This window comes from Rhodococcus sp. 21391, from assembly GCF_016772255.1.
Taxonomy (GTDB): domain Bacteria; phylum Actinomycetota; class Actinomycetes; order Mycobacteriales; family Mycobacteriaceae; genus Rhodococcus_F; species Rhodococcus_F opacus.
Genome location: NZ_CP063781.1, coordinates 5,272,620 through 5,288,005 on the forward strand (window position 1 = coordinate 5,272,620; position 15,386 = coordinate 5,288,005).

Sequence of the window (15,386 nt, forward strand, 5' to 3'; positions counted from 1 at the left end):
TGACGCCTGGGCTCCTACCTGCAATTCTCATTATTTGGCAGTTAGATTCCCGTCTGATAAGAATGACGGTAGTGGTAGCAGTCACAATTGGCAATGCCCGGAGTCCGCGCCACACGACAATGGACGACGGGACGCTGCGGAATGCAGCAGGAATCCGCTGCTCGACAGGAGGAGAACACGGTGAGAGAACCACACGTCGTTGCGATCGATGGACGTTCGCCGCGCGCGGAGAAGACCACGTGGGTCGCGCCGACCGCCGCGGTGATCGGCGCCGCAACACTCGGCGCGGAGACCAGCGTCTGGTACGGCGCGGTGCTGCGTGCCGATTGCGATTCCATCACCCTCGGCGAGGGCAGCAACATTCAGGACGGAGTGGCCGTTCACGTCGATCCGGGTTTCCCCGTCGTCGTCGGCCGGGACGTCAGTGTGGGGCACAACGCCGTCCTGCACGGCTGCACCGTGGGGGACGGCGCCCTCGTGGGCATGGGAGCCACCGTCCTCAACGGAGCGGTGATCGGCGAGCAGTCGCTGGTCGCCGCCGGCGCGCTGGTACTCGAGGGCACGCGAATTCCGCCGCGCTCACTCGTCGCCGGCGTGCCCGCCAAGGTGCGTCGCGAACTGACCGCCGACGAGGTGGCCCACAACGCCGCCAACGCCACGGTCTATCGTCAACTGGCGCAGCAACATCGGTCGGCGGACGTCACCACGTTCGACATCGCCTGAGCGAGTCAGTCGCCCGGAACGGATTTCTCGATCTGCCGCGCGGCAGCGACGACTGCGCGGCCCATCGACGCACCCAGGTTCTTCCCCATCCGCCCCTCGGGACCCGACACGCACACGGCAGCCACGATCTCGCCGTGCCTGCGAACCGGCGCACTGATGGACGCGGATCCCGGTGTTCGTTCCGAAACCGACACCCACCAACCCGATTTCACAGCTTCGGGGTCGGCCTCCCAGTCGCCGGACAGCACGTGTCCGCTCGACCCCTGCGGTAGCGGTACCAACGTTCCGACGGGCAACGCCACCCGCAGTTCGTGCTGGGAATCGACGCTCGCGGCGCAGAGACGGGATTCACCCCGGCGAACCCACAACTGCGCGGATTCCCCTGTCGCCTCACTCAATTCCCGCAGCGCCGGAATCGCCAGGTCGCTCAACGCCGTGGTGACGAATCGCTGACCCAGGTAGAAGCGGCCTTCCTCATCCTTGCGCAGGAGGCCGTGCTTGACCATGTCGGTCGCCAGCCGGTACGTGGTCGACAGGGACAGGTCGAGTTCACGGGCGAGGTCGCTCGCGCCCATCGGGCTCGACTCGACGACGTCGAGGATCGCCACCGCGCGGGCGAGCACTCCGACGCCGGTCTCACTCCGCGCAACCATCACAGTCCATTTCTATTGCCCCAATAAAGTATTCAGATTGTATAGGAAAGCGGCGCGTGACCGTCCGCATCCCGTCGATGCGGCTAGTTGCCCGGGTGCCGGTTGACGACCGGATCGGGGGCCGGTTACCTCTGTGACAGGCATTCGCCACTCCCCCGGTGCGCAGTCGCACTCACCTCCCGGGCATCCGAAAACCGTTGCAAGGAAAGGCACCATCATGACGATCGAGCAGACTCTCACCGACAAGGAACGCCTGGCAGGTCTCGACCTCGGCCAGCTCGAGCAGCTGGTCGGGCTCGTCGAATACGACGGCACCCGCGACCCGTTCCCGGTCAGCGGCTGGGACGCCGTCGTCTGGGTGGTCGGCAACGCCACCCAGACCGCCCACTACTTCCAGTCCGCGTTCGGGATGACCCTGGTCGCCTACTCCGGACCCACCACCGGCAACCGCGACCACCACAGTTTCGTCCTCGAATCCGGGGCCGTCCGCTTCGTCATCCAGGGCGCCGTCGACCCCCACAGTCCGCTGATCGAGCACCACCGCACCCACGGCGACGGCGTCGTCGACATCGCCCTCGCCGTCCCCGACGTCGACAAATGCATCGCCCACGCCCGCGCCCAGGGCGCCACCGTCCTCGACGAACCCCACGAGGTGACCGACGAGCACGGCACCGTCCGCCTCGCCGCGATCGCCACCTACGGCGACACCCGCCACACCCTCGTCGACCGCAGCAACTACACCGGCCCCTACCTGCCCGGCTACATCGCCCGCACGTCCTCGCACACCAAACGCGACGGCGCCCCCACACGCCTGTTCCAGGCCCTCGACCACGTCGTCGGCAACGTCGAACTCGGCAAGATGGACCACTGGGTCGACTTCTACAACCGGGTCATGGGCTTTACCAACATGGCCGAATTCGTCGGCGAGGACATCGCCACCGACTACTCCGCGCTGATGAGCAAGGTCGTCTCCAACGGCAACCACCGGGTCAAGTTCCCGCTCAACGAACCCGCCATCGCCAAGAAGCGCTCGCAGATCGACGAATACCTCGACTTCTACCGCGGCCCCGGCGCCCAGCACCTGGCGCTGGCCACCAATGACATCCTCACCGCCGTCGACCAGCTCACCGCCGAGGGCGTCGAATTCCTGGCCACCCCCGACTCCTACTACGAGGACCCCGAACTGCGGGCCCGGATCGGCAACGTCCGCGCCCCGATCGCCGAACTGCAGAAACGCGGCATCCTCGTCGACCGCGACGAAGACGGCTACCTGCTGCAGATCTTCACCAAACCCCTCGTCGACCGCCCCACCGTGTTCTTCGAACTCATCGAACGCCACGGCTCCCTCGGCTTCGGCATCGGCAACTTCAAAGCCCTCTTCGAAGCCATCGAACGCGAACAAGCCGCCCGCGGAAACTTCTGAGCGGGCGGCGGTGCAGCGGGCGAGAGGTGGCAGGTCCGTTACCCGGGGTCAGCGCACCCGCGGGGTCTTCCGCGTGCTCACGGCGATGCGATTCCACGCGTTGATCGTGAGCACCAGCGAGATGAGCTGCGCCAGTTCCGTCTCCTCGAAGTACTCCTCCGCCTCCTCGTACACCGAGTCGGGGACGAAGCCGTCGGTCAGCACGGTGATCGCCTCGGCGAGCGCGAACGCGGCACGCTCCTTGTCGGTGTACAGCCCGTGCGCCTCCTCCCACGCGCCCAGCAGGTACAGCTTCTGTTCGCTGATGCCGATCTTGCGGGCATCGGCGGTGTGCATGTCGATGCACCACGCACAGTGATTGATCTGGGAGCAACGGGTGAGCACCAGCTCGACCAGCTCCGGGTCGAGGCCCTGCCGTGCCGCGGCGTCGAGGGCGATCATCGCCTTGTAGACGGCGGGGGCCTTGCGGGCGAGGTCGACGCGGGTCTTTCGCTCTGTTGTGGTCATACGAGAACAGTAAGCGCGAAATAGCCCATCTTCATGGTTCAATTCGTGCATGGAAACTTGGGCCAATTCGGGTCTGGGCCGCGACCTCCATCTCGACCTCACCGCGTCCGGCGGCGGACGGGCGCCGGGGGTGCGCGCGAACCTGGTTTCCGCTCTGCGCGAGTCGATTCGATCGGGACGGCTCGTCGCCGGCACCACCCTCCCGCCGTCCCGCACCCTGGCCCTCGACCTCGGCATCGCCCGCAACACCGTCGCCGAGGCGTACTCCGAACTCGTGGCCGAGGGCTGGCTCACCGCCCGGCAGGGGTCGGGGACCCGGGTCGCCGATCGGGCAGGCGAGCCGGCCCGGCGTCCGCACACCCGGTCCACGGCCGCGCCCCGACCGGCGTTGAGCCTGATGCCCGGTTCGCCCGACGTCGGGGAATTTCCGCGTGCCGCCTGGATGGCGTCGGCCCGCCGGGCGCTCACCGCGGCACCCAACGACGCGTTCGGACCGGGTGATCCGCGGGGACGCCCCGAACTCCGTCACGCCCTCGCCGAATATCTCTCTCGCGCACGAGGAGTGCGCACCGCTCCCGACCACATCGTGGTCAGTGCGAGCTCGGGCCACGGACTGTGGTTGCTCGCCCGCGCCGTGCAGGGACCGATCGCCGTCGAGGGGTACGGGCTGCATCTGCATCGCGAACTTCTCGGCGACATCGGCGTCTCCACCATTCCCCTGCAGCTCGACGCCCGCGGACCGCAGCCCCCGGATACGACGGGCAGGCAACTGTCGGCGGCGTTGCTCACACCGGCTCATCAATTCCCCACCGGTGGGCCGCTCCATCCCGGCAGGAGAACAGCTTTCGTGGAATGGGCACGTGCGACGGGGGCGATCGTGATCGAGGACGATTACGACGGGGAGTTCCGGTACGACCGCCAACCCGTCGGCGCCCTGCAGGGTCTGGCCCCGGACGAGGTGGCCTACCTGGGCACCGTGAGCAAGACCCTCTCCCCCGCGATCCGCGTGGGATGGATGGTGCTGCCGGAACGCCTGATCGACCACGTCCTGGCAGTCAAGGGCGGATACGAGAGATGGGTCAGCGCGACGGACCAGCTGACCCTGGCCGACTTCATCGAGAGGGGCGCATTCGACCGGCACGTCCGCAGGATGCGCACCCTCTACCGCCGCCGGCGCGACACTCTCGTCGAAACCCTCGCCGCCCGTGCACCACACGTGCACGTCACCGGCATCGCGGCCGGTTTGCACGCCGTCCTCGAACTTCCCGACGGGACCGAGGCGGCCACCGTCGGCCGGGCCGCGGCCCTCGGTCTCGCAGTGGAGGGTCTGCGCACGTTCCGTCATCCGGACGGTCCCGCGAACCGGCCCGACGGACTCGTCGTCGGCTACAGCACGCCGTCGTCCACGCGTTTCTCGGCCACTCTCGACGCCCTGTGCCGCGCGCTGCCCACTCCGTGAGCAGAATTTCCCACGGGACTGGTCGGAATGCGTGTCGTGCGGTTACAGTCTGATCCGTGACCGAATCCGGCGTGATCGACTCAGGTGAGCTGCTGACGCGGCGTCGCCACGTCGATTTCGCACTGGTGTGTACCTCGGGGTGTCCGATCTCCTGATCGGACCCGCCCCGGCGTGACGTTTCTCCACGCCGGGTTCTTCCTGCACACCCTCGTTTTCGAAGGATTCGCACTGTCATGACCACTGCATCCGTTTCGCACCTCACGTCCGTCATCGGCGCCACCCGCGACGCCGTTTCCCAGGATTCCGCGAACGCTCACGTCGTCTTCCGCGCCTCCGCGCAGGCGCGGGACGCCGTCGCGAGCACCGTCACGCTCGGCAAGTACAGCGTCGAGGTGGACGAGCCTCCGGCGCTCGGCGGCGACGACTCGGCCGCAAATCCCGTGGAGTACTACCTCGCCTCACTGCTCTCCTGCCAGGTGGTGACGTACCGCTTCTGGGCCGAGAAGCTCGGTGTCCGCGTCGACGACATCTCGGCGCGCGCGGAGGGCGACCTCGACGTGCGCGGGTTCTTCGGCTTCGACGACGCCGTCCGTGCCGGGTTCGGCGAAGTGCGCGTCGTCGTGACGCTGACCGGACCGGAATCGCGGGAGCGCTACCTCGAACTGCAGGAGGCGGTGGATGCGCACTGCCCCGTCCTCGACCTGACCCGCAATCAGACCCCGGTCCACACCGTCGTCGAAACACACAGCAACGACAACTGATTCACCACATCCACCTCACCGAATCTGGAGTACCCCACTCGTGACCGAGAGCATCGATCCCACTGTCAACTGGTCGTTCGAGACCAAGCAGATCCACGCCGGGCAGACGTCCGACGCGACCACCAAGGCGCGGGCGCTGCCGATCTACCAGACCACCTCGTACACGTTCGACAGCACCGATCACGCTGCCGCGCTGTTCGGTCTGGCCGAGCCGGGCAACATCTACACCCGCATCATGAACCCCACGCAGGACGCGGTCGAGCAGCGCATCGCCGCCCTCGAAGGCGGCGTCGCTGCCCTGCTGCTGTCCTCCGGGCAGGCCGCGGAAACCTTTGCGGTGCTGAACCTCGCGGAGGCAGGCGACCACATCGTCTCCAGCCCGTACCTGTACGGCGGCACCTACAACCTCTTCCACTACACGCTGCCCAAGCTCGGCATCGAGGTCTCGTTCGTCGAGGACCCGGACGACCTCGAGCAGTGGCGCAGCGCCGTCCGCCCGAACACCAAGGCGTTCTACGGCGAGACGATCGCCAACCCGAAGAACCACATCCTGGACATCCCGGGAATCTCGAAGGTCGGCCACGACAACGGGATCCCGCTGATCGTCGACAACACGGTAGCCACGCCGTACCTGCTGCAACCGTTGAAGCACGGCGCGGACATCGTGGTGCACTCGGCCACCAAGTACCTCGGCGGTCACGGCACGGCGATCGCCGGTGTCATCGTCGACGGCGGCACGTTCGACTGGACCCAGGGCCGCCACGTCAACTTCACCACCCCGGACCCGAGCTACCACGGTGTCGTCTTCGCGGACCTCGGCGCCCCGGCCTACGCGCTGAAGGCGCGCGTGCAGTTGCTCCGCGACCTCGGTTCCGCGGTCGCCCCGTTCAACGCATTCCTCATCGCGCAGGGCATCGAGACCCTCAGCCTGCGCGTGGAGCGGCACGTCGCCAACGCCCAGAAGGTGGCGGAGTTCCTCGAGGCCCGCCCGGAGGTCACGTCCGTGGCGTACGCGGGCCTGCCGTCGTCGCAGTGGCACGAGCGCGCACGGCAGCTCACCCCGAAGGGTCCGGGCGCGATCGTGACGTTCGAACTGGCCGGCGGCATCGACGCGGGCAAGAAGTTCGTCAACGCGCTCACCCTGCACAGCCACGTCGCGAACATCGGCGACGTGCGCTCGCTGGTGATCCACCCGGCGTCCACCACGCACTCGCAGCTGACCCCGGAGGAGCAGCTCGCCGCCGGTGTGACTCCCGGACTGGTCCGGCTCGCCGTCGGCATCGAGGGTATCGACGACATCCTCGCCGACCTCGAGACCGGATTCGCCGCAGCCGCACTCTGATCCGATGCCGGGAGGCCGGGGCGCGAGCCTCGGCCTCCCGGTGCTTCAGATCATTGCGCGCATCATCCCCTGCGGTTCGCCGCCGAGCTGGGTGAGCGCGCTCGCGTGGTTGGTGGGTCCGGGCACGTGGACCGCGTGCGCCAGACCGGCGTGCGCGTCGCGCCAGAACCGTTGCATCGGTGTCTTGTAGTGCAACGCGCCACCGCCGGCGCGCGCGAAGATCTCGTCCACGGCACGCACCGCACGCCAGGCCGCGGCGATCTGGGTGCGGCGTCCGATCGCACGCTCCTCGAACGTGATCACCTTTCCCGCGTCGACCTTGTCGTAGAACCGGTCCGCGGTCTCGATGAGGGAGACCCGCGACGCATTGATCTCGGCGGCGGACTCTCCTATCGCACTGAGCACGTAGGGATCCTCCTTGATCTTCTGGCCCGTGATGGCGACGCGGTCCTTTTGCACCGCGATGTGACAGGCCAGCGCGCCCTCGGTGATACCGATGACTGCGGCGGTGATGCCGAGCGGGAACATGCACGAGTACGGCATGTTGAACAGCGGCTCCGGCCTGCCCGCCTCCTTCTGCGCACGTCCGTCCATCACCTTCGACGCGTTCAACGTCCGATAGCCCGGGACGAAGGCACCGTCGACGATCAGGTCCTTGCTTCCCGTTCCGCGCAGTCCGATGACATCCCACGTGTCCTCGACGATCTGATAGTCGGTGCGCGGCAGAATCACGTGCAGCGACGAGGGCGGCATCGCGATGCCACCTTCGCCGTCGCCGACCATTGCCCCGAGGAAGGCCCACTGACAGTGGTCGGTGCCGGACGAGAACGACCACCGTCCCTTCAGGACGTATCCGCCGTCGACCGGTGTCGCGACCCCCATCGGCGCATACGGCGACGCCATCCACGTGTCGTTGTCCTCGCCCCAGATCTCCTCCTGCACCTGCGGGTCGGCGAACGCCAGTTCCCACGGGTGCACGCCGACGATCCCGGTGACCCATCCGCTCGCACCGTCGAGTGCGGCGACTCCCATGACGGTCTCGGCGAACTCGCGGGGGTGGACCTCGTAGCCGCCGTAGAGCTTGGGCTGCAGCAACCGGATCGCGCCGGAGTCTCGCAGGAGGGCTGCGGCGGTGTCGGTGAGCCGGCAATCCGCCTCCGACTGGACGGCCTGCCCGCGAATCTCCTCAGCGACGACGTCGATTCTGTCGAGAACCTGTCCCATCGGGACTCCCTTCCACCGCGAATAGAACACGTTCTAGTCAATATAGCGCCGAGGTGACAGTTCCGAGCCGATCCGGCCCCGCGCTTGTAAGTTCGCTATCCCTAAATCTATAGTGCGGAGAGACGAATCAGCAGGTAGATCCGCAGACCACGACCAGGAGCTCCGTGAGCATCGAGGCATCCCGCCCTCTCCTCCCGCGCCGCTCGCCCCGCAAGGGCAGCATCCGAACTGTCGCGCTCCTCGGGCCCGCGTTCGTGGCTGCCATCGCGTACGTCGACCCCGGAAACGTTGCCGCCAACCTCACCGCGGGCGCGAAGTACGGGTACCTGCTCGTCTGGGTGCTCGTGCTCGCCAATGCCATGGCGGTGCTGGTGCAGTACCTGTCCGCGAAACTCGGGCTGGTCACCGGCAAATCACTGCCCGAGATGCTGGGGACCCGCCTGCGGACCGGGAACCGCCGCGCGTTCTGGCTGCAGGCCGAGGCGATGGCGATCGCCACCGACCTCGCCGAGGTGATCGGCGGCGCGATCGCACTCCATCTCCTGTTCGGCGTTCCCCTCTTCGTCGGAGGCCTGATCACAGGCGTCGTGTCGATGGGCATCCTGTCGATCCAGAGCCGCCGCGGACAGCGGACGTTCGAGTTCGTCGTGATGGGACTCCTGACGATCATCACCGTCGGGTTCCTCACCGGGCTCGCGTTCACCGACGTGTCGGGTACGGACGCGCTTGCCGGACTCGTGCCGCGTTTCGAGGGCACCGAGACGGTCCTGCTCGCCGCGAGCATGCTCGGCGCCACCGTGATGCCGCATGCGATCTACCTCCATTCCGCCCTCGCCCGCGACCGGCACGGGAACGACCTGGAAGGCCCCCGCCTCGCGCGACTGCTGCGGGTGACGAAGTGGGACGTGGTCGGTGCGCTGATCGTGGCGGGCGCGGTCAACATCGGCATGCTGCTGCTCGCCGCCTCGGCCCTGCGCGGCATTCCGGGCACCGATTCGATCGACGGCGCGCACGCCGCCATCCAGAGTTCGCTCGGCCCCACCGTCGCCGTCGTCTTCGCCGTCGGACTGCTGGCGTCCGGCCTGGCGTCCACGTCGATCGGCTGCGCCGCCGGCTCCGAGATCATGTACGGCCTGCTGTCGATGCGCATCCCGCTGTTGCTGCGCCGGGTGGTCACCTTGATTCCGGCACTGGTCGTGCTGGCGATCGGCGTCGATCCCACGTTCGCGCTCGTCCTCAGTCAGGTGGTTCTCAGCCTGTGCATCCCGTTCGCGGTGATTCCACTCGTGCGGATGACGTCGAGCCGCGACCTGATGGGCGTCCACCGCAACGCGACGGCCACCACGGTCGCCGCCTGGGTGGCGGCGTCGTTGATCGTCGTGCTCAATGTCTCGCTGCTGTGGCTGACGTTCAGGGGTTCGGCCTGATCACTCGTGCCGCGGCGCACCGGACACGACGCGCTCCAGCGGTCCTCGGACAGCATCCGGAACATCCAGTAGGCCGCCACGAACGCGATGACGCTGCCGACGCACAGGACGCGGAGCGCGACGATCACCCGGGGCAGGTCCTCCGGGGGAATGAACGTGGCTCCCGCGATCCCGAGCAGCGGCACGGCGGCGGCCGCGGCGAGGAAGAACGTGCTGCGGCGCCCCAACCGCTTCAACATCCGGGCGTCGGACGCACTGATCTCGCCGTGCCGCAGAAACACCGGGTAGAGGCAGCGGACGGCGTAGAAATTCACGAAGAAGAACGGGTAGACCACCGCGATCGCTCCGCACACGAGCTGAGATGCAGTGAAGTGGACGATCGTGTTCCACGGAACCTGACTGCCACTCACCTCCAACGTGATCGGCACGACGAGGCCGCTGACGATCCACAGCCCGAGGCAGAGCAGTGCACACCGCTGGCCGAGCAGCAGGTGTCTCGGCGCGCCCGGGCGAGCTGGGCGCCGGTGTAGACCCTCCCCCGGCGCAGGCCGCCGGCCACCATCGTCAGGTAGATCACCATCGACACCGTGCCCACGGCTCCGATGAGGAACGCGACCGTGTAGTCGATCCGGGTGATCCGCTCGAAGTTCTCCTGCGCGGCGGGCGGCAGCTTGCTGATGATCAGGGTAGCCACCTGCCGAGCCAGGCGACCGTCTCGGGCCAGGTCAGCGCCGCGATCTCCCGGCGCACCCCGGATTCGCTGGGCCGGATCTCGCCTCGACCGACCAGGGCCCGGTCGATCGCGTCCAGCAGCACGGCGCCGCTGCGCGAATCCGGTGGCTTCTCACGAACCCGGGCGACCACGTCGAGCAGGGTGCCGCCGGGGACCTACTGCATGTACAGCAGTCTCAGGTCGCGGCCCGAGGAGGCGTTGATCGAAGACCCGGACGATGTAGTCGTGGTCGAACTGGGCCAGAGTCTGCGGCTCGGTGCCGTGGTCCAGGGAAATCTTGACGGCGACCATCCGTTGCAGCGACCGCTGCCGGGCCAGGAACACCCGCGCGAAAGCGCCCCTGCCGAGACCGGTCACGAGATCGAAATCGTCGATCCGCTGGCCCACCTCCAGATCGTCGAGCGTTCCGCCGCTCCCCGGAAACACCGACAGCGTCGTCTCCCCGCGATGGAGCGCCGTGCTGTGGTACTCCCCGGTGCCGAACAGTTCGTCGAGCTCACCGGCCTGACCCGGAAAATTCTGCGTGTACTCGCTCGCCTCGACCGACTCCCCGCTGCGCCGCCGGATGTGGAACTCCTCGTACAGCAGATCCGCCGGCAACGGCCACCGCCGCAGTTCCGGCAGCTCCTCACAGTATTGGCCGAGCCGCTTCGGGTGGTCGCCGCGCAGCCAGCGGTTCTCCAGGTCGACCTTGACGAGTTCGATGAGCGTGACCCGGCGGAGCGCGGGAGACGCGGGCAGGTAGGCGACCAGATCGGGCGCGGACGACGAGGATTCCCAGGCACTGGCGAAGCGCGCGACGGCGTCACCGACCGCCGTGTCCGACACCCAGGCCTGCTCGGAAGCGGCCGGTGAACCTCGCCGGGAGGGCATGAAAGCCATGGTAGCTGGCCATACCCGGCCGACTACTGCAGTTCCGACACGGGGGTCGACGGGTTGATGGTGACGCCGATCCGCGCCAGATTGCCGTGCAGCACTTGCCAGATCGACACCTCGAGGAACTCGGCCAGCTCGTCGCTGCCGAGCGCCGACTGCGGGTTGCTCAGCCATCGATTGACGCTGGCATCCACGAGTCCCACCAACCCGAAGGCCAGCGCCTCGGCCAGGTCAGAGTTGCCGGCCACCGTGTCGAGGACAGTCGCGAGCAGACCCGACAGCTGGAGCGCGATCGCGGTCTTCGTTCCGGTGACCACACGTGAGCCGGTCGTCCGCCTGCCCGGCGATCCGGTGCCGAGGAATTGGTGGAGCCGTGGATATTCCACGATCCACCGCAGGTACGTCTCGACGGCGCGGGCGATTGCCTCGCCCACGGTCCCCTCCGGTGTCAACGTGGGCGCGAGGTCCGCCATCAGTCGTTCGATGATGCGCCCGCGCAGCTGCTCGTCGAGGTCACCGCGATCGGTGAAGATCCGGTAGACCACCGATCGCGGGACGTCGGCGCGGTTCGCGATCTGCTGGACGCCCACGTCGGGACCGTCCTCGTTGATGGCGTCCATCGCGGCTTCGAGAATCCGGCTGCGGCGTTCCGCCTTGTGGTCCTCCCAGCGCGTGGCGCGGCCGTCCCCCTGGGGCGACGCGGCGGTTTCCACTTTGTCCGGCATCACGCATACGTTACCCACCCGACTGTTGACTGGACACCTTGTCTCACATACTTTGATGAAACAGGGTGTCACACACACATTTCTCCGGACTCAGGGAGCCGCAATGGGTAACAGAGTGTTCGTCGTCGGCGTCGGGATGACGAAGTTCGAGAAGCCGGGTGCACGCGAGTGGGACTACCCCGGCATGGCGCGTGAGGCCGGTGGCAGGGCACTCGAGGACGCCGGGATCGAGTACCGGCTCGTGGAGCAGGCGTACGTCGGATACGTGTACGGCGAGTCGACGTCGGGACAGCGGGCCGTCTACGAACTCGGCCTCACCGGCATTCCCATCGTGAACGTCAACAACAACTGTTCGACGGGGTCGACCGCGCTCTTCCTCGCCACGCAGGCGGTCCGGAGCGGGCAGGTGGACTGCGCACTCGCGCTGGGCTTCGAGAAGATGCAGGCCGGTTCGCTCGGGTCCACGTACGACGACCGGGAACAGCCGATGATGCGCCACCTCCTCGCGCTCGCCGAACTTCAGGAGTTCGCGATGCCGCCGGCCCCCTACATGTTCGGCGCCGCCGGCAAGGAACACATGGAACGGTTCGGGACCACGGCGGAACAGTTCGCCGAGATCGGCGTGAAGAACCACCGCCACTCACAGAACAACCCGTACGCCCAGTTCCAGGTCGAGTACACGCTCGACGAGATCCTCGGCTCGAAGCCGATCTACGGGCCCCTCACCAAACTGCAGTGCTCCCCCACCTCGGACGGCTCCGGTGCCGTCGTCGTCGTGAGCGAGGAGTTCGTCGACAAGCGCGACCTCGCCGGGCAGGCCGTGGAGATCGTCGGCCAGTCCATGGTCACCGACCTCCCGAGCACGTTCGAGGACCGGAGTGCGATCAGTCTGGTCGGCGCGGACATGACCCGCACGGCCGCGGCCCGCGTGTACGAACAGGCAGGCATCGGGCCGGACGACATCGACGTCATCGAACTCCACGACTGCTTCTCCACCAACGAACTGCTGACCTACGAGGCGCTCGGCCTGTGCGGCGAGGGCGAGGGCGGCAAACTCGTCGACAACGACGACACCACGTACGGCGGGCGCTGGGTGGTCAACCCGTCCGGCGGTCTCATCTCCAAGGGGCATCCCCTCGGCGCCACCGGCCTCGCCCAGTGCAGCGAACTCACCTGGCAACTCCGCGGCACGGCCGACAAGCGCCAGGTCGACGGCGCCGCGGTCGCCCTCCAGCACAACATCGGCCTCGGTGGTGCCGTCGTCGTCACCGCCTACCGCGCACTCTGATTCTTCTCTCTCACAGTTCCTTTCACCCCGAACACCAGGAGTACATCATGGCTTCCGTTTCCGTCGCAGCGTCCCTGCCCGCCTCCCCCGACAAGGCGTGGGACGCGCTCTCCAACCTGTCCCGCTGGGAGGAGTGGCTCACCATCCACCAGTCGTGGAAGAGCGAGATTCCCGCCGAGGTGTCACTCGGATCGAAGTTCACCGAGGTCGTCTCCGTGATGGGCATGGCCAACAAGATCGAGTGGACCGTCACCGAGGTGCAGGTGCCCGAGAGGGTGAAGATCTCCGGCACCGGCATGGCGGGGGTGACCGTCGAATTCACGCTGAAGGTCGAGCCGGACGGCGCCGGATCCACGGCGATCATCGACGCGAGCTTCACCGGCACGATGATCGTCGGCCCCATCGGCAAGGCCGTCGCCAAGAACGCCAAGGCGGATCTGGAGGCGTCCTTGGCCGGGTTCGCCGACATGGTGGGCTGATCCGCATGACTACCCCCACAGTCGAATTCGACACGAGCGGCCTCGGCGAGTGGACCGATCCGCAACGGTTCGAGGTCACCGCCGAGCGCATCGCCGAATACGCCGCGGCCACCAACGATCCCATCGAACGCCATCTCGCCGGCGACGTCGCGCCACCGGTGTTCGCCGTGGTCCCCGCGTTCACGTCGATGGCACCGGCGGCACTGTCCGTCGCCCCGGTCGAACTGCTCATGAAACTCGTGCACGGGGAGCAGGATTTCCACTTCCACCGTCCGATCCGTCCCGGCGACAACCTCGTGGTCCGTGCTAAACCGATCGGATTCGAGGGTCGGGAGAACGGTTCCACCGTCGTCGTCTACGTCGAAACCACCACGGACGACGGTGAACTGGTCAACGAGCAGTGGATGACCGCGTTCTTCCGGAAGGTCGATGCGGGAGCCGGACTCGGCGAGCAGGCACCCGCGCACCGGTTCGACGAGTCCCTGCGCGGACAGGCCCCGGTCGCGTCGATCACCCAGCACATCGACGAGGACCAGACGTTTCGGTACTCGCCCGCCTCCGGTGATCCGATGCCGATCCACCTGGACGACGAGATCGCCCGGATGTCCGGACTTCCCGGAATCATCAACCACGGCCTGTGCACCATGGCGTTCACGTCGTGGGCGGCGCTCACCGAACTCGCCGACGGCCGGGTCGAACGCCTCCGCAGGCTCGCGGTGCGGTTCGCGAAACCCGTCCTGCCCGGCCAGGACATCGCCACGCAGTTCCGGCAGGTCGCCGAGTCCCCGGGCGGGACAACGTCGTATGCCTACGAGACCACCGTCGGCGACGAACTCGTCATCAAGGACGGCCTCGCCGTCATCGCGGACACAGAAACCTAGGAGTACGCACATGGGAACACTCGACGGACGGGTGGCCATCGTCACCGGCGCCGGACGCGGAATCGGCCGGGAGCACGCACTGCTCTTCGCCCGTGAGGGCGCTGCCGTGGTCGTCAACGACCTCGGCGGTGCGAACGACGGCACCGGCGAGGACGCGGGCCCGGCGCAGCAGGTCGTCGACGAGATCGTCGCCGCGGGCGGCAGGGCAGTCGCGAACACCGACAACGTCGCGTCCTGGGACGGCGCCGAAGGACTCGTCGATCAAGCGGTCAGGGAGTTCGGCCGACTCGACGTCCTCGTCAACAACGCGGGCATCCTGCGGGACGCCTTCATCGCGGGTATGACCGAAAGCCAGTGGGACGCCGTCATCGCCGTGCATCTCAAGGGCCACGCCGCCACCCTGCACCACGCGGCGGCGTACTGGAAGGCGCAGACCAAGGCGGGCGAAACCGTGAACGCGTCCGTGATCAACACCGCGTCGGCGTCGGGCACGTTCATGCCCAACGCGGGCCAGGCCAACTACGGCGCCGCGAAGGCGGGCATCGCCGCACTCACCCTGGTCGCCGCGGACGAGCTCGAGCGCTACGGCGTCCGGGTCAACGCGATCGCGCCGATCGCCCGCACCCGGCTCACGCTGGCCACCCCGGGTATGGGAGCGCTGTTCGCCGAGGAGGTGCCGGAGGGCGAGTTCGACGCGTTCAGCCCCGCCAACATCTCTCCGCTCGTCGCGCGTCTCGCCGACGCGAACTGCAAGATCACCGGCAAGGTGTTCGCCGTGCAGGGCGGGGCCATCTCCGAGCTCGCCGGCTGGCACGACGTCACGACCATCGAGAGCGACGGCCCGTGGACCGTCGCCGACCTCGCCGACCGGCTCGGCTGAAGGGC

The 15,386-nt window shown here is 67.6% G+C and carries 14 protein-coding genes and 1 pseudogene; 10 read left to right on the forward strand and 5 right to left on the reverse strand.

The window, feature by feature from the left end:
• Nucleotides 1–180 precede the first annotated feature (180 nt).
• Nucleotides 181–723 (forward strand): gamma carbonic anhydrase family protein, encoded by a 543-nt coding sequence (locus tag GO592_RS24260; RefSeq protein ID WP_202714991.1) that lies wholly within the window; start codon nt 181–183, stop codon nt 721–723.
• 5 nt (nt 724–728) lie between these two features.
• Here the strand turns inward: GO592_RS24260 and GO592_RS24265 are convergent, their stop codons facing one another.
• Nucleotides 729–1,376: an IclR family transcriptional regulator gene (locus tag GO592_RS24265; protein WP_202714992.1), complete on the reverse strand. Its 648-nt coding sequence runs from the start codon at nt 1,374–1,376 to the stop codon at nt 729–731.
• Nucleotides 1,377–1,593: 217 nt separating this feature from the next.
• On the opposite strand from GO592_RS24265, the gene hppD reads away from it, so the two are divergent.
• Nucleotides 1,594–2,799, forward strand: a complete 1,206-nt coding sequence (gene hppD / locus GO592_RS24270; protein ID WP_202714993.1) for a 4-hydroxyphenylpyruvate dioxygenase — start codon at nt 1,594–1,596, stop codon at nt 2,797–2,799.
• A gap of 48 nt (nt 2,800–2,847) precedes the next feature.
• On the opposite strand, the gene GO592_RS24275 is transcribed toward hppD, so the two are convergent.
• Nucleotides 2,848–3,306, reverse strand: a complete 459-nt coding sequence (locus tag GO592_RS24275) for a carboxymuconolactone decarboxylase family protein (protein WP_007298154.1) — start codon at nt 3,304–3,306, stop codon at nt 2,848–2,850.
• Nucleotides 3,307–3,355: 49 nt separating this feature from the next.
• Between GO592_RS24275 and pdxR the strand changes: the two genes are divergently transcribed.
• From pdxR to GO592_RS24290, 3 genes are all read left to right on the forward strand, one after another.
• Nucleotides 3,356–4,765: a MocR-like pyridoxine biosynthesis transcription factor PdxR gene (gene pdxR / locus GO592_RS24280; RefSeq protein ID WP_007298155.1), complete on the forward strand. Its 1,410-nt coding sequence runs from the start codon at nt 3,356–3,358 to the stop codon at nt 4,763–4,765.
• Nucleotides 4,766–4,998: 233 nt separating this feature from the next.
• Nucleotides 4,999–5,526: an OsmC family protein gene (locus GO592_RS24285; protein ID WP_007298156.1), complete on the forward strand. Its 528-nt coding sequence runs from the start codon at nt 4,999–5,001 to the stop codon at nt 5,524–5,526.
• 40 nt (nt 5,527–5,566) lie between these two features.
• Complete coding sequence (locus GO592_RS24290; protein WP_007298157.1) at nt 5,567–6,868, forward strand: bifunctional o-acetylhomoserine/o-acetylserine sulfhydrylase; 1,302 nt, start codon at nt 5,567–5,569, stop codon at nt 6,866–6,868.
• A gap of 45 nt (nt 6,869–6,913) precedes the next feature.
• Here the strand turns inward: GO592_RS24290 and GO592_RS24295 are convergent, their stop codons facing one another.
• A complete protein-coding gene (locus tag GO592_RS24295; RefSeq protein WP_007298158.1) occupies nt 6,914–8,092 on the reverse strand; it encodes a hydroxylase in 1,179 nt (392 codons plus the stop codon).
• Nucleotides 8,093–8,256: 164 nt separating this feature from the next.
• On the opposite strand from GO592_RS24295, the gene GO592_RS24300 reads away from it, so the two are divergent.
• Nucleotides 8,257–9,519 carry an Nramp family divalent metal transporter gene (locus GO592_RS24300; protein ID WP_007298159.1) on the forward strand — a complete coding sequence of 421 codons (1,263 nt, stop codon included), beginning with the start codon at nt 8,257–8,259 and terminating at the stop codon, nt 9,517–9,519.
• A 215-nt stretch (nt 9,520–9,734) separates the two neighbouring features.
• Here GO592_RS24300 and GO592_RS24305 read toward each other — a convergent pair.
• Both GO592_RS24305 and GO592_RS24310 read right to left on the reverse strand, forming a co-directional pair.
• Nucleotides 9,735–11,080, reverse strand: a pseudogene (locus GO592_RS24305) (hypothetical protein); the annotation flags it as partial.
• A gap of 77 nt (nt 11,081–11,157) precedes the next feature.
• On the reverse strand, nt 11,158–11,853 hold the full coding sequence (locus GO592_RS24310; RefSeq protein ID WP_007298161.1) for a TetR/AcrR family transcriptional regulator: 696 nt from the start codon (nt 11,851–11,853) through the stop codon (nt 11,158–11,160).
• A gap of 103 nt (nt 11,854–11,956) precedes the next feature.
• Here GO592_RS24310 and GO592_RS24315 point away from each other — a divergent pair, with 103 nt between their 5' ends.
• From GO592_RS24315 to GO592_RS24330, 4 genes are read left to right on the forward strand one after another with little or no spacing between them, the layout of a single operon-like run.
• Entirely contained in the window at nt 11,957–13,141 is a 1,185-nt protein-coding gene (locus GO592_RS24315; RefSeq protein WP_007298162.1) for a lipid-transfer protein, read from the forward strand.
• 47 nt (nt 13,142–13,188) lie between these two features.
• A complete protein-coding gene (locus GO592_RS24320; RefSeq protein ID WP_007298163.1) occupies nt 13,189–13,620 on the forward strand; it encodes a type II toxin-antitoxin system Rv0910 family toxin in 432 nt (143 codons plus the stop codon).
• Nucleotides 13,621–13,625: 5 nt separating this feature from the next.
• Entirely contained in the window at nt 13,626–14,501 is an 876-nt protein-coding gene (locus GO592_RS24325; RefSeq protein WP_007298164.1) for a MaoC/PaaZ C-terminal domain-containing protein, read from the forward strand.
• A 10-nt stretch (nt 14,502–14,511) separates the two neighbouring features.
• A complete protein-coding gene (locus tag GO592_RS24330) occupies nt 14,512–15,381 on the forward strand; it encodes an SDR family oxidoreductase (RefSeq protein WP_005572132.1) in 870 nt (289 codons plus the stop codon).
• Nucleotides 15,382–15,386: the final 5 nt, after the last annotated feature.